Source organism: Synechococcus sp. H60.1, assembly GCF_047462335.1.
In the GTDB taxonomy this organism is placed as follows: Bacteria; Cyanobacteriota; Cyanobacteriia; order Thermostichales; family Thermostichaceae; genus Thermostichus.
In genome coordinates, this window is record NZ_JANSJA010000094.1 from 1 (window position 1) to 14,497 (window position 14,497).

General features: G+C 59.0%; 9 protein-coding genes and 1 tRNA gene. 5 read left to right on the top strand and 5 right to left on the bottom strand.

The annotated features are described in order from the left end of the window. The first annotated feature begins 329 nt into the window (after positions 1–329). Positions 330–1,130 carry an S-adenosyl-l-methionine hydroxide adenosyltransferase family protein gene (locus tag NW852_RS05040; RefSeq protein ID WP_414398949.1) on the top strand — a complete coding sequence of 267 codons (801 nt, stop codon included), beginning with the start codon at positions 330–332 and terminating at the stop codon, positions 1,128–1,130. Between the two features lie 46 nt (positions 1,131–1,176). Here the strand turns inward: NW852_RS05040 and NW852_RS05045 are convergent, their stop codons facing one another. Further along, the gene (locus NW852_RS05045; RefSeq protein ID WP_414371890.1) at positions 1,177–1,650 is read right to left on the bottom strand and encodes an Hsp20/alpha crystallin family protein; all 474 of its coding nucleotides are present in this window, start codon (positions 1,648–1,650) and stop codon (positions 1,177–1,179) included. Between the two features lie 509 nt (positions 1,651–2,159). Here NW852_RS05045 and NW852_RS05050 point away from each other — a divergent pair. Continuing rightward, a complete protein-coding gene (locus NW852_RS05050) occupies positions 2,160–6,284 on the top strand; it encodes a hypothetical protein (protein WP_414426504.1) in 4,125 nt (1,374 codons plus the stop codon). Positions 6,285–6,307: 23 nt separating this feature from the next. Here the strand turns inward: NW852_RS05050 and NW852_RS05055 are convergent, their stop codons facing one another. Next, positions 6,308–7,369, bottom strand: a complete 1,062-nt coding sequence (locus NW852_RS05055) for a histidinol-phosphate transaminase (protein WP_414377007.1) — start codon at positions 7,367–7,369, stop codon at positions 6,308–6,310. Positions 7,370–7,452: 83 nt separating this feature from the next. Next, positions 7,453–7,526 (bottom strand) — tRNA-Asp (locus NW852_RS05060). 49 nt (positions 7,527–7,575) lie between these two features. Between NW852_RS05060 and NW852_RS05065 the strand changes: the two genes are divergently transcribed. Then, on the top strand, positions 7,576–8,067 hold the full coding sequence (locus NW852_RS05065; protein ID WP_414363979.1) for a hypothetical protein: 492 nt from the start codon (positions 7,576–7,578) through the stop codon (positions 8,065–8,067). An 18-nt stretch (positions 8,068–8,085) separates the two neighbouring features. On the opposite strand, the gene NW852_RS05070 is transcribed toward NW852_RS05065, so the two are convergent. Then, positions 8,086–9,741, bottom strand: a complete 1,656-nt coding sequence (locus NW852_RS05070; RefSeq protein WP_414363977.1) for a protein kinase domain-containing protein — start codon at positions 9,739–9,741, stop codon at positions 8,086–8,088. Positions 9,742–10,028: 287 nt separating this feature from the next. On the opposite strand from NW852_RS05070, the gene alaS reads away from it, so the two are divergent. Next, positions 10,029–12,698, top strand: coding sequence for an alanine--tRNA ligase (gene alaS / locus NW852_RS05075; RefSeq protein WP_414363976.1), 2,670 nt, complete (start codon positions 10,029–10,031; stop codon positions 12,696–12,698). A gap of 70 nt (positions 12,699–12,768) precedes the next feature. Next, on the top strand, positions 12,769–13,728 hold the full coding sequence (locus NW852_RS05080) for a GDP-L-fucose synthase family protein (protein ID WP_414398954.1): 960 nt from the start codon (positions 12,769–12,771) through the stop codon (positions 13,726–13,728). On the opposite strand, the gene NW852_RS05085 is transcribed toward NW852_RS05080, so the two are convergent. Further along, positions 13,725–14,462 (bottom strand): DevA family ABC transporter ATP-binding protein, encoded by a 738-nt coding sequence (locus tag NW852_RS05085; protein WP_414363974.1) that lies wholly within the window; start codon positions 14,460–14,462, stop codon positions 13,725–13,727. The genes NW852_RS05080 and NW852_RS05085 overlap by 4 nt on opposite strands. Positions 14,463–14,497: the final 35 nt, after the last annotated feature.

Genomic DNA, 14,497 nt, shown 5'->3' on the forward strand with positions numbered 1-14,497 from the left:
CTGCTGCTGACTGGGAGGATCCCTGATGTTGGTTGAGCAATCGCTATCCTGTCTGTTCTGCCTGGGGTTTTGCGATAGAGAGGGACAGGGGGGCAGTGATGGTTATGTACAACGTTGCACCTAATCAGCACCCGGGGCTGGGAACCCGCCTCGTGCGTCTTGGATGCTGCAGCTCTACGATGGCTAGCGCCACGCTTTGCAAACGGAGACTCGGTATACGGGATGGACTCCGTCCCGCTGCCGCGAACGATGAAGCAACTGGGGCGGAGGAAGAGACAAAAGCCTTGCCCAGATGGGGAAACCCGTCTGCCCATGCGGTGAGGTAGTTCATGACGTTGAGACAGTATATGCCTTTCATTAGCCTACTGACGGATTTTGGCCTCGAAGATCCCTACGTAGGCATCGTGAAAGGGGTGATCTGGGGAATCGCGCCCCAAGCCCAACTGATCGACCTCAGCCACGAGATCCCGCCCCAGGATGTGGCAGCGGCCCGTTTTGCCCTGATGACGGCCTATCCCCATTTACCTTCTGGAACCATTCACCTGGCGGTGGTAGATCCGGGGGTGGGGAGCAGCCGAAGGGCGGTGGCCGTCCAAACCCAAGGAGGCTATTTGGTCGGCCCTGACAATGGCCTCTTCAGCGGCGTTTTGGAGCAATCCCCACCTCTGGCTGCTGTGGAACTCAACCGACCCCGCTACTGGCGCACTCCTTCTCCCAGCCGTACCTTTCACGGGCGGGATATTTTTGCCCCGGTGGCCGCCCACCTGGCCAACGGGATCCCTTTGGCAGAGTTGGGGGATCCCTTGGAGGTGGCCGAGCTGGTTCGCTGGGACTGGCCACCACCTCAGGCAGAGCCCGACGGCGGCCGCGGCGTGATCCAGGCCATCGACCGCTTCGGCAACGGCATCACCACTCTCCCCGGCAACTGGGTAGAGGGCCGCAACTGGAGAGCTTGGGTCAAGGGGATCACCATCCGCTCCGCCGCCACCTTTGCCGAGGGAAGTGAGGGCGAGCTGCTTGCCCTGGTGGGCAGCTCCGGCTTGGTGGAGATTGTGCAAAACCGGGGCAACGCCAGCCGCACCTTGGATTTCAAGGTAGGGGACGAGGTGCGCGTGCAGTGGGGTAGCTAGGCGAACTCCCTCACCCCTGCCCCCTCTTGCTTGGGGAGAAGGGAGACTAGGCAGGCTGGCTTTCCACCGTTAAAGTTTCCGACGGAGCTGCGGAAGTTGAGGTTCCTATCTGAACTTTGACCGCCTGCACGGCATCGGCCTTGGGCAGGGTGAGGGTGAGAATGCCATCCCGGTAGATGGCCGAGACTTTTTCCGGCTGAATGCTTTTGGCTAGCTTGAGGATGCGTTGAAAAGGCTGAGGCTCCACCTCTTGGTAGCGTAATTCAGCACCTTCAGGGCCTTGAAGCTGGATTTCACCGCTAATGGAGAGCTGCTGGGCTGTGGCCTCGATGTGGAAGCGCTCGCGATCGGCGCCGGGCACCCAGAGCTGGACAGTGTAGGCCTCGCCGCTCTCCCAAACCTGTAATGGTGTGGGGAAGAAAGTGCGAGGGCGCTCTCCAGAGCTCTGCTGCTTCGGGAAGTCAAGGGTGCTTCGCTGCAGGCGCACATCGAGGATGGGGGTGAAGTAAACCAATTCCATAGCCGCTCCTTGGGTAGTAGGGTGGACAATTCTTGAAAAACAGGTCAACAGGGATAACAACCGGATCCCACCGTTCTACAGAACTCCCCCACGTTGGAAAAAGCTGTATTGAGACGAGATGGGATCCAAACCCAATTCTGCTTCAATGATCCAAGACCGCTGTTGCCAGCAGGGAGGGCAAACCGATCCAGCTAGGGGAGGATCCCATCACCTTTCTCCAAAGTTTGCTTTGGACAACCTCATCTAGAGCCAGCGGGATCCCTGTCGCAACCTTTTCTCTGCCAGTTCGATCGGCTTCTGCTGGGGATGCTGCCAGACAGCTTGACAGAGGAATGGGGGTTAGGGCCGTGCGGTAACAGCTTGGATTCTCTAATTTGCCCGCCAGTTCAGCACACTTTATCAAAGCTTAAAATTCTAACCCTAGCTTCAATTGAAGTTATTTGGTTAGTCTCTCAGTTTGGTAGCAAGTTTTGAGAGAGAGCTGACAGGCAAGGCAGGTCGCCTCTAAGATGGCCTTCAAACCAGGACAGCTTGAGCAGTGGGATCCCATGTACGTGTATTGTCTAGAAGAAGTTTTGGAGGCAGGAGCGCCATACAACCTCGAGGAGCTGATAGAACGGCTATCGCAGGGGGATCGCACCCTTTTAAGCCGGTTGTTCGACGTTCGCTACCCCTACTGGAAGCGCAACCTCCGGCGCAATGTTCGCTTGGTGGGTGATCTGCGCTATCTGGGAGAGGTGCCGGTTTTGGTCTTGTTTGGCCTTTGGGGGAGAGGCAGCCACGAGTACCGAGAGTTCCTGGAGCGGCGGCAGGATCCCGGCTATCAAGAGCGGGTGAGGAACTGGGTGCCTGACGATCAGCTACAGGCCTGGCTGGCACAAAGGCAAGCGGAAAATGAACAAGAGGAAGTGCGGCAAAACCAGCTCCTCCCTCTCCCCAGTGAACTGTACGATTGGACACAGTTTTTAAATACTCCCAACCGCCAGGAGCGACTGGTGTTGGAAAGCGGGGAATGGGTTCGGCAAGTGCAAGCCCTTTCTCTAGAACAGCGGCGCCAAGTGTATCGGGCGGTAGAGCAATTCATTAGCGATGAGAAAGGTAATCTCTACCAGGAACTACCACTGTTTTATCCAGGAGCTGAGGTTAGATGCTGGCGGGAAGGCTCGATACATCTGGCTATCAGCCTGGTGCAGGTATGTGAGCAGGAAAGAGTCTTATCTCCATTTTTAATTGGGGTTTACGACCACGCTCCGGAGCAGAGAGAGCGGTTTGACCTAGGGCGCCAAACTTGCCTATTTGGGATGGGGGCCGATCGGCCGGATATTCTCCAACACCCACAATCTTTAGAGATTTGGAAGCGATATGCCCGCCGCGCCTACCCCGATTACATGGTTGCAGATGAAAACATCTGGCTGGAAATCCAGGAAACTACAGAGGGGAACTTAGCTTTATCGATGGAAGAAGAAGAAATTCTCCAAAGCACCTCTATGCCTCTACTGATCAACGGGCGAGCTGGAAGCGGCAAATCTCTGATGTTGTATTACCGTTTTGCTGATTACTGCAGCCATTACCTGAAGAATTCAAGCAAAGGAAACTTTCAGTACCATCCTCTCTTTTTAACCTACAGCCCGAGTCTAGTACAGCAAGCCCGCAGCAAGGTAAGTAAAATTTTGCGGGTCAACCATCGTTACCGAGAGAGAGGCAGTGACTTCTCGGAAGAGGAAATTGGGCGATGTCAAGCTTTCTTTAGCACCTTCCAGGACTACCTGTTGAGCTGTCTTCCGCCGGAGAGACAAGAACGCTATCAACTGGAGCGATATGTCAATTTTTATCGATTTCGGAGCTGGTACCGCGGCCGCAGCGATATAGAGTTAGCTTGGCATACGATTCGCACTCTGATCAAGGGCTATGAAGTAAGCGACTACTTGGATCCAGATTGCTATCGGGAATTGCCTCAAGCTGACCGCACTGTAGATGTAGAAGTCTTTGATCGAATATACAAGCAAGTTTGGCCAGGTTATCAGGAACGAACTACCTACGAAGGCTACTGGGACGATCAAGATTTGGCTAGAGATGTCCTACAGAATGGTTGTCTTAGATCAATTCATCCGGTCATTTTCTGTGATGAGGTTCAAGACTTTACCCAGCTTGAGCTGAATATTGTTTTCTGCTTGTCACCTTGGGGAAAATATAAGCTGGATTGGGCTATCGAGCGTTTACCTTATGCTTTTGCTGGGGATCCCCTGCAAACGATCAATCCTACAGGATTTCGTTGGGATGCTCTAAGGAGCCATCTCTACAAGCATATCCATGCTTACTTGTTGCCGAGTCATTCTCTCGAGATTCCAAGTCCCCGAGAGTTAAAAAATAACTACCGCTGTAGCCCTCAGATCACTCGTTTTAGCAACCTGGTTAACCTGTGGCGGCGAGTTCTTAGCAATGATCGGGGGATTTATCCACAGCAGCCTTGGCGTTTTCAGGAACCAGGTAGGCCAGCTCAAAAGTTTGTGCTGGATGGCCAGGACAAGAACTTAACTCAACATGAGCTGAGGAGTATGCTCAGGAACAGCACGGGTACAGTTTGCATCCTGCCTTGTCCCATAGGAGAGGAGCTGGACTACGTCCGCCAAGATCCCGAACTCCAGAGAGTTTTTGCCGAAGAGCTGGAGCAAAATCTCAAGCCGGCGCTGCTGCAGACTATTACCGCTGTCAAGGGCATGGAGTTCAAAAAGATTATTCTCTACAAGTTTGGCGACTACTATCGACAAAACTTTAGCAGAAGGCTTAACCACTATGCTCAAGAACCTGCAGAGAAAGTATCCCTACAGCTACATTATTTTCTCAACCAGCTATACGTTGGTATTACCCGCCCCATCGAAGCCTTAGCTGTTGTGGATACTGCAGTTGGCTGGCGGGAATTTTGGGATCCTGCCTTGGAGATTGACTTTTGGCTCAATCACTCTCATTTGCAGCCCGATCGATCCCAATGGCAAACGCATCCGCCTGTACTGGCGGGCTTCGCTCCAGGCACCGGCATCCAATACTGGACGGATAAAAACTTACAGGATGTCCTGGACTTGGCTCTTGGGTTTCTTAGGCGAGGGGTAGAGGAGGGAAATCCTGAGCTCTTGGAAGATGCACGCGCCTTTGCTCGGCAGGCAGTCAACCAGAAATTAGAACAGGAATGCCAAGCTTGGATCCTCAAGCTGCAGAGGGATTACGTTCCTGCAGGTCGTCAGTTTTTAAGCCTGGAAAGATCCGCCCTACCCAATAGACATCTCATCCGGGAAGCCTGGGAGTGCTTTTGGAAGGCAAAAGCTTGGTTAGAGTTACAGCAGCATCGTCCCACTCACTTTGCCAGGTGCTCCGAGATCCCCGACTACAGTCCTCTGGTGGATTTGATGGTGGTAACCCAAAACAGCTCTGCCAAGTCCATGGAGCGCTTTCGACAGATAGTTCGAGTGCGAGATTGGTTGAGCGTTGAGGTCAGCCCGAAGCATTCGGATCCCACCTGGAAGGTTTGTGTGGAGAAGTTTTTGGTGGAGCTGGAGCAAGTTTTCGATAATCTAGAGACTTTTCGTTCTAAGCTGGAGGACCGTGAACTTTTTTGGCAAGAGACCCTTGAGGCCTTGAGGGAGCGTTTGGCCTTTCTTGGCCAGCGGCAGCCGTTCGCAGGGCAATATCACAAAATTCTCGGCATCTGTTATTTCCAGCAACAGAAACTTGACGAGGCAGTTGCCATTTGGGATCAAGGTGGCCAAACGGAGCATTCCTACTACTACCGGGCCAAGATCCAATTGGAGAAGCCGCCTGGCCAGGTGAGGTGGCTATCCAAAGACCGGCAGGACGCAGCAGTGGTGAGCAAATGGCAGGAGGCGGGACGTCCCCTCGCGGGCGAGTGGGAGGAGTACATCAACGATGTCATCCTCAGCCTGGAGCGCTTGAAAGAGTGGCCGCTGCTGCTGCGAATCCTGATCCGGCGCCGCGAGTGGGGCAGGCTTTGGGAAGTGGTTCAGGCCCACCCACAGGCGTGGCAGCGCGGACATGACTACGAGTTGGTGGCCAGCATGGCTCGAGACATGGCAACCAACTGGGATGAGCTGAGGTGGAAGCTCCCTGGACTGCGGGATTTTCTGCAGGAAGTGGTAAGCAGTGTGCGCGGGGAGCACGCTTGGTGGCTGCAACCGCTGGAGGTGGGCCTGGCCTATGAGCGACTGGGCCGCTACCGAGACGCGCTCAGGTTTTATGAGCGCTTTGCTGAAAACGGAATCGGTAGAATCCCAAGATGGCAACGCTCTCAGATTCGGCAGCGCTGGCTTTTGGTTCACAAGAAGTATCGAGATTCTCTGCAGGCGGAGGGACGACCGACCGATCTTTTGGCAGAGGAGTTTAGCCGCGCGCAAGAGCGCTGGCGTGAGCAACTGCCCCAGGCAGAGCCTGAGCTGGAGGAACGGGATCCCTGGCTACACGACTTCGTGGAGCACCCCAGCCCTGTTCAGAGTTGGCTGCTGCAGCGGGAGCAAACTGAGGCTCAAAGACTGCAAGTGGCAATCCGCGAAGAACTGAAGCGGCTCAACGAGAGGCAGCTCCAGCAAGTTTATGGCCTGATCCAGCGATTTCTCGGCCCAGGTTGAGCAGGAGTTGGAAGTAGAGCCACCTACCGCAAGATCTGCTGCAGGCGCTCCAGGGCGCGTTGGTTTTCTTCAGGGGTGCCCACCGTTAGGCGCAGCCCGCCGCCGGTACAGCGCACACAAGTTCCCAGCTCTTGCCAGGCCCGCTGCAGATCCTGGGGATCCCATCCTGCCACCCGGAAGTAGAGAAAATTGGCCTGGCTAGGCCACACCCGCACCCCCGGCAGCTCCTGCAGGGCTTGGTAGAGGGCTTCCCGTTCCTGACGGATAAGGGGTAGGTCGGCCAAAAACTCCTCGGCATGTTCCAGGGCAATCTGAACGGCCCACTGGGAGATGGCCGAGAGATTGTAGGGCAGGCGGATGGCATCCAGCACCTGGACGAGCTGCGGATGGCCGATGGCATAGCCCACCCGGTGAGCTGCCAGGCGAAAGGCTTTGGAGAAGGTGCGCAAGATAACCCAGTTGGGGTGCTCCGCCAGCTTGGGCAGGGCCGTGTGTTGGCTGAACTCGAAATAGGCCTCATCGAGGATCACCAAAATCTCGGCGGGCAACCCTTCCACCCACTCCCACTCGGCGGTGCTCAGGCCATTGCCGGTGGGCGAATTGGGATCCACCAAACACACCACTCGCACCTGCTGCTCCGCTATCGCCTGTTGACACCGCTCCAGATCCAGGGCAAACGTCTCAGGGTGGCGGGGCACCCGCACCACTGGGATCCCCAGGCTCTGGGCCAGGATGGCGTACATAGAAAAGGTAGGCTCTGGCACCAGAATGCCACCCCTTCCGCCCAGGCAGGTGGCAATGAATAGGGATCGGATTAGCTCGTCGGAGCCGTTGCCCAGGCTAATCTGGGCAGGATCTGCCCCGGCATAGGCGGCAATGGCCTGCTTGAGGCCCCGGTGATGAGCATCGGGGTAGCGGTTGCTCGGGATCCCTTTTTCCCAGAGGAGGGAGAGTTTCTGCTTGAAGCCCGCCGGCCAATCCCAGGGAAACTCGTTGGCATCCAACTTGTCGGCAGCTTGGGGCGGCACGGCATCATAGGACTTGAGGTGAAGCAAATCCGGGCGCAGATACCGCAAGGCACACATCTCCCTACCCTAACGGAGCAAGGTACCTATGATAGCAGTGCTGACCTGCTTGCCGATGTAGGCTAGAGTGTTCCTAACAGGTACGGGGCTGACGGGGCTCGAACCCGCAACTTCCGCCGTGACAGGGCGGTGCTCTAACCAATTGAACTACAGCCCCAGGAGCTGCGAATACCCATTTTGAACCTAAGTAAGGATGGTTGTCAATCATGGTATCTAGTCTGGCGGCCCAGGCCGCAACGCTGGTAGAGGAGGCCCCGCAGAACGGGATCCCGACAGCGGCGATGCAACAGGTCGCAGAGGTGCTCACCCAGGTGGCCCAACACCTGGATCACCTGCAGTACACCACCTTGCGCTACCCCGATGGCGGCTGGCTGACGGTGCGGGTGGTAGAAAGATCCGCCGGGACGGAGTCCCCCCCAGGATTCGAACCCATCGGCCAGCTGTGGATCCCGGCCTTTGGCCACCTGGAAGATGCCCAAGCCACGCTGGCGGAACTGCGGGAGCAAGCGCCGGACTTGGAGGCCACCTCCTTTGGGGTTTTGGAGCTGCTCTTTTTGGCCCTGGGCCTTTCCCGCGCCGAAGGCATTGTTTTTTACGACCAGGCGGGGGATCGGCGGCAAGGGAAAGCCGTAGCCTGCCGGCCTCTGGCGGAGCAGGTGAGCCAGGCTATCCGCAGCGGGCTTCCTCCCATAGCCTAAGGCGGGAACGGATCCGCTCTAGCTCACGATGGCACCCTGGCGGCGGGCGAACTCCCGCAGCTTCCTATCCATCTGCGCCCCTCGCAGATCCGCTTTGTAAAAGCTGGTGAAGCGCTTGCCCTTTTCTTCAGCTTGGCGTGGCAGGGAAGTCCTGCCGCCTGCAGACCAGAGCACCGACCCGGCTACCACCAAAGCAATCCCAGCCGCTCCCAAGGCATAAACCACATTGCGCGTGGTGAGGTGGACGAGCAAAAACGCCAGGCTCCCAGCTCCCAAGAGCCCTCCCAGGCCTGCTAGGATCCCTCCCAGGGTCTTGGCCGAGCCGAGGAGCCGGCTCAAAAAGCGCAGCCAGCGGGGTTGCGGTGTGTTGAAGCGGATCCCGCGCAGATCGGCTCCCTGCAAATTGGCCCCTGAAAAATCGGCCCCCCGCAGATCGGCGCAGCGCAAGTCATAACCGGCTAAGTTCTGGTTGGCGAAAGACTTGCCCCGCAGATCCGCCCCCGCCAAAGACGGGATCCGCGGCGGGGTGGCTGGCTTGATCTGCCCGCTGCCAGTGATGCGGCTGGCTTGGCCCAGTTGGGTAAAACCGGTGGGAACCGCTCCCACGGGCAGCATGCCTCCCGCACCGGACCGAGGGAGCGGCGCAGGCGAGAACCCATCTGTTCGGGCCAGGGGGAGAGCGGTTGAACGGCGTTTGGCCCACTGGTCGGAGATCAGCAACGGGCTGGAATCGGCAGTCAACGGAGAACTGGGCAAGAGAACCGGCGAGGAAAGGGGGCCCTCCTGCACCGGGATCCCTTGCAGAGCCCGCAGCACCTCGGTAGCCGTGGCAAAGCGCTGGCTGATGGCCGGCTGCAGCATGCGGCGCAAAATGGCGTCGAACTCAGGGCTGAGCTGCAGGCGATCCGACCAATCCCATTGGCCGGTGTTGTGGTCGTAAAACTTGGCCGGCGACTCCAGAGTCATCAAATTGATGCAAGTGGCGGCCAGCGCGTAGAGATCGCTGGCGGGGCCCACCGCCTGGCCAGCCATCTGCTCCGGCGGAGAAAAGCCCAGGGAGCGAATCGCCGTTCCCTCCTCCGACGACTTGTGGCCCGGCCCAAGCTGCTTCACCGCCCCAAAGTCGATTAGCACCAGGCGGCCATCTTCTTTGCGGCGAATCAGGTTAGCCGGCTTGATATCGCGGTGGACGGTGTTCTGGCTGTGGACATAGTTGAGGATCAGCAGCACCTCCTGCATCACTTGCCGGGCTTGTTCTTCGGAGAAAGGCCCATTGCGCCGCATCTCCTGAGAAAGCGTGATCCCCTCGATAAACTCCTGCACCAAGTAGAATTGGCCGCCTTCTTGGAAGTGGGCGTAGAGCTTGGGGATTTGCGAATGCTCCCCCAGGCGCTCCAACACCTCAGCCTCGCGGTTAAACAGTTCCTCCGCCAGCCTGGCCAGTTGGGGCGAATTTTCAGCCGGGCGCAACTGCTTGATCACCCGCCAGGGCTTGGAGGGCATGTCCTCATCGCGGGCCAAGAAGGTGGCGCCAAATCCCCCCTGCCCCAGACGCTTGAAGGCCCGGTAGCGATTGCGCACCAGCAGCGGCTGGCCACAGGAGGCACAGGTGGAGGCATCCGGTGGATTTTCTGGCTGCAGACAGTCAGGATTGAGACAATAGCAGGTGGGCATACCCCTCCAAGCGCTACCGACTGACGGCTAGGTAACCGAGACGAGGCTGATGGGCGGGCAAGCGCGTTGCCAGAGATACATCTAGCCTAGACCAAGGGGAGAAAAATCTTGCACATCTGGCTCCAACAGGCTGATCCTAGCGTTTGCCCACGCGGGCTCAATCGGAGAAATCGCTTAGATTTTTCTGCTTTGGCGGGCGGTGCCGACAAAATCCAGACCTCAAGAGTTCAACTGCCCCAGCGGCAAAAAACCTAGAATTATCAATACAGTTATTCTTCGCCTTGACCATGTCTCCATCCTTCTCCGGTGCCGCCATCCGGCAGGCTTTTCTGGACTTCTACGCCCAGCGGGGCCACCAGGTACTGCCCAGCGCCTCCTTGGTGCCGGAGGATCCCACGGTGCTGCTGACCATCGCCGGCATGCTACCCTTCAAGCCCATCTTCCTGGGGCATCGGGATCCGGAGTACCCACGGGTCACGACTGCCCAGAAATGCGTACGCACCAACGACATCGAGAACGTGGGACGGACGGCTCGCCACCACACCTTTTTTGAGATGCTGGGCAACTTCAGCTTCGGCGACTACTTCAAAAAAGAGGCCATCACCTGGGCCTGGGAGCTGGTGACGGAGGTGTTTGGCCTGCCGCCGGAGCGCCTGGTGGTGAGCGTCTTTCGAGAAGATGAGGAGGCCTTTGCCCTCTGGCGCAATGAGATTGGGATCCCGCCCCACCGCATCCGGCGCATGGGGGAGGAGGACAACTTCTGGGCTGCCGGCCCCACCGGCCCCTGTGGCCCTTGCTCCGAGATCTACTACGACTTCAAGCCGGAGCTAGGGGATGAGCAGATTGACCTAGGGGACGACTCCCGCTTTCTGGAGATCTACAATCTGGTGTTCATGGAGCTCAACCGGGACAGCGAGGGCCGCCTCACTCCCTTGGCCAAGCAAAACATCGACACTGGCCTGGGGCTGGAGCGGCTGGCTCAGGTGTTGCAGGGAGTCCCCAACAACTATGAGACAGATTTGATCTTCCCCATTGTGCAGAAGGCGGCTGAGATCGCTCAGGTGGACTACTTCCGGGCCAGCCCCGAGCAGAAAGTCTCCCTCAAGGTTATTGGGGATCACGCGCGGGCGGTGATGCATCTGATTGCCGACGGGGTAATCCCCTCGAATGTGGATCGGGGCTACGTGCTGCGGCGCTTGATCCGGCGGATGGTGCGCCACGGGCGCCTCTTGGGGATCGGCGAGCCCTTTACCTGGCCAGTGGTGGAGACGGCCATCCAGTTGGCGGAGGCGGCCTATCCCGAGGTGCGGGAGCGGGAGGCGGTGATCAAAGCCGAGCTGCAGCGGGAAGAGGAGCAGTTTCTCAAGACTCTGGAGCGGGGGGAGCGGCTGCTGTTTGATCTGTTTGCCAACGTCACCGCCACTGGCGCGCCAAAGCAGATCTCCGGTGTCGACGCCTTCAAGCTCTTTGACACCTACGGCTTCCCGTTGGAGCTGACCCAGGAAATTGCCCAGGAGCACGGCTTTAGCGTGGATGTCCAGGGCTTTGAGCAAGAGATGGAAAAACAGCGGCAGCGGGCCCGCGCCGCTCACCAAACCCTCGACGTCATGGCCCAGGGATCCCTGGACGAGCTGGCTGAGTTTTTAATCGAGACGGAGTTTCTCGGCTACAACCAGTCCTCTGCCCGCGGCGTGGTGGAGGCGCTCCTGGTGGAAGGGAAGTCGGTGCCTCAGGTAGAGGCGGGGCAGGTGGTGCAGGTGGTTTTGGATCGCACGCCTTTTTATGCGGAGTCCGGGGGGCAAATTGGCGATCGCGGCTACCTGGCCGGGGACGGAGTGTTGGTACGGGTGGAGGATGTGCAAAAGCGGGGGGATCTGTTTGTCCACTTAGGCCGGGTGGAGCGGGGGATCCTGCGGGTGGGGGATCCCGTGCAGGCCCAGATTGACCTGGCCTGTCGGCGGCGCGCCCAGGCCCACCACACAGCCACCCACCTCTTGCAGGCAGCCCTTAAGAAAGTGGTCGATCCCTCCATCAGCCAGGCGGGATCCCTGGTGGCCTTTGACCGGCTGCGCTTTGACTTTACCCTGTCGCGTCCCCTTACCCCCGAAGAGCTGCAGCAGGTTGAGGATCTGGTCAACACCTGGATTGCTGAGGCCCATCCGGCTCAGGTAGCCATTCTGCCCCTGGCAGAGGCCAAAGCCAGAGGGGCGGTGGCCATGTTTGGGGAAAAATACGGTGCCGAGGTGCGCGTGGTTGACTTTCCGGGGGTGTCGATGGAGCTTTGTGGCGGCACCCACGTCAGCAACACTGCCGAGATCGGCCTGTTCAAGATCATCTCCGAGAGTGGGGTAGCCGCCGGGATCCGCCGCATCGAGGCTGTAGCCGGGCCGGCGGTGCTGGAATACCTAAACGAGCGGGATAGCGTCGTGCGGGAGCTGAGCGCCCAATTCAAGGCCAAGCCGCAGGAGATCCCAGAGCGGGTAGCGGCTTTACAGGCGGAGCTGAAGGCTGCCCAGAAGGCGCTTGAGGAGGCCCGCAGCCAGCTGGCCCTGCTCCAGGCAGAGCAGCTCTTGCCCCAGGCAGTATCGGTTGGGGATCTCAAGATCTTGGTGGCGGAATTGGGATCCACTCCTCCTGAGGCGCTTAAAACCGCCGCCGAGCACCTGCTGCAGCGGCTAGGGGAAGGGGCAGTGGTGCTGGGATCGGTGCCGGAAGCCGGCAAGGTCAGCCTGGTGGCCGCCTTTAGCCCGGCGGTGCAGCAACTTGGCCTCAAGGCGGGCTCCTTTATCGGCGAGATTGCCAAACTCACAGGCGGCGGTGGAGGTGGGCGGCCCAACTTGGCCCAGGCCGGTGGCAAGCAGCCCGAGAAACTGGCGCAAGCCCTACAGGCGGCCCAGAAGCGGCTGCAGGCAGAGCTGGAAAAGGGAGGGAAGAAACCTGCAAGCTCGAGCAGTTAGGAGAGGAGCAGCCCCTCTGCCCCATAATGGAAGCCTGGGATTTTCCGCACTCACCATGATGCCCAACAGCTTGTCTACTGCCATCGATCTCAGCCAAAAGCGCATCTTGCTCACGGGGGGAAGCGGCTTTTTGGGCAAACATGTGCTGCAGCAGTTGCAAGTGCTGGGGGTGAAGCCGGAGCAGGTGCGGATCCCGCGCTCCCGCACCCACGACCTGCGCCGCTGGGAAGTCTGCCAAGAGGTGGTGCAGGGGCAAGATATCGTCATCCATTTGGCGGCCCATGTGGGCGGCATCGGCCTCAACCAGGCCAAGCCGGCGGAGCTCTTCTACGACAACCTGATCATGGGATCCCAGCTCATCCACGCCGCTTATCTAGCCGGGGTGGAGAAGTTTGTCTGCGTGGGCACCATTTGCGCTTATCCCAAGTTCACCCCCGTCCCCTTCAAGGAAGAGGATCTCTGGAATGGCTACCCGGAGGAGACCAACGCCCCCTACGGCATTGCCAAGAAAGCCCTGCTGGTGCAACTGCAGGCCTACCGGCAGCAATATGGCTTCAACGGCATCTACCTCCTGCCGGTGAACCTCTACGGCCCCATGGACAACTTCGATCTCGAAACTTCCCACGTGATCCCAGCCTTGATCCGCAAGGTGCATGAAGCCCAACAGCGGGGCCAGAACTACGTGGAGGTGTGGGGAGATGGCAGCCCCACCCGCGAGTTTTTCTACGCCGAAGATGCCGCCCGCGGCATTCTCCTGGCCACCCAGCTCTACAACAGCTCCGAGCCCCTGAACCTGGGCACCGGAGAGGAGATCTCCATTCGGGATCTCATTGCCCTCATCTGCGAGCTGATGGAGTTTCGCGGCGAGATCCGCTGGCAAACGGACAAGCCCAACGGCCAGCCGCGCCGCTGCCTGGACGTCTCCAAAGCCCGTGAGAGGATTGGTTTTGTGGCCAAGGTGGGGCTGCGGGAGGGGCTGCAGCGCACCATCGACTGGTACCGCCGCCACGCCTCCAACGGGGCAAACTAGGCAAGGGGCTGGCTCTCCAGTCGTCCATCCTCCATGTGCAGCACCCGGTCGGCGATGTCGAGGATGCGGTTGTCGTGGGTCACCATCAGGATGGTGCAACCCTGCTCCCGCGCCAACTTCTCCATCAGGGTCACCACCTCGCGGCCCGACTTGCTGTCCAGGGCTGCCGTCGGCTCGTCGGCCAGCACCAGTTTGGGGTGGCTGACCAGGGCCCGCGCAATGGCCACTCGCTGCTTTTGCCCTCCCGAAAGCTGCTCTGGGTAGTAGTGGACGTGATCCCCGAGACCCACCGCCGCCAGCATCGCTTCCGCCCGCTCTTGGGCTTCCTGGGCGGAAAGGCCGTTGTGCAGCTCCAGAGCCATACGCACATTTTGAGCTGCCGTCAGGGAGCGCAGCAGGTTGTGGGCCTGGAAGATGTACCCCACCTGGCGGCGGATCTGGATGAGGGTGTTGGGCTGGGCGCCCCGTAGCTCCTGCCCCAACACCCGCAAGCTGCCCTCCTGCACCGAGCGCAAAGCCCCCAGGAGCGTGAGCAGCGTGGTCTTGCCGGAGCCGGAGGGGCCGGTCAACAACACGATCTCCCCCGGCTGCAAAACGAAGTTGATGTCAAAAAGCACTTGCTTGCGCAGGGATCCCTCGCCAAAGTAGTGGTTCACCCCTTCGGCTTTGACCACCGGCTCAACGGCATTTTGGGTGGAGGCGAGGGCGGCTTGATCGAGAAGGAAAGGCAGCATAGGGAACTCAAAATCTCAAACAACTTGGGTTGACA

Coding starts and splice junctions, on each gene's coding strand:
- alaS (WP_414363976.1), top strand. CDS start 10,029: ATGTCTCCATCCTTCTCCGGTGCCGCCATCCGGCAGGCTTTTCTGGAC.
- NW852_RS05040 (WP_414398949.1), top strand. CDS start 330: ATGACGTTGAGACAGTATATGCCTTTCATTAGCCTACTGACGGATTTT.
- NW852_RS05055 (WP_414377007.1), bottom strand. CDS start 7,369: ATGTGTGCCTTGCGGTATCTGCGCCCGGATTTGCTTCACCTCAAGTCC.
- NW852_RS05065 (WP_414363979.1), top strand. CDS start 7,576: ATGGTATCTAGTCTGGCGGCCCAGGCCGCAACGCTGGTAGAGGAGGCC.
- NW852_RS05085 (WP_414363974.1), bottom strand. CDS start 14,462: ATGCTGCCTTTCCTTCTCGATCAAGCCGCCCTCGCCTCCACCCAAAAT.
- NW852_RS05070 (WP_414363977.1), bottom strand. CDS start 9,741: ATGCCCACCTGCTATTGTCTCAATCCTGACTGTCTGCAGCCAGAAAAT.
- NW852_RS05050 (WP_414426504.1), top strand. CDS start 2,160: ATGGCCTTCAAACCAGGACAGCTTGAGCAGTGGGATCCCATGTACGTG.
- NW852_RS05045 (WP_414371890.1), bottom strand. CDS start 1,650: ATGGAATTGGTTTACTTCACCCCCATCCTCGATGTGCGCCTGCAGCGA.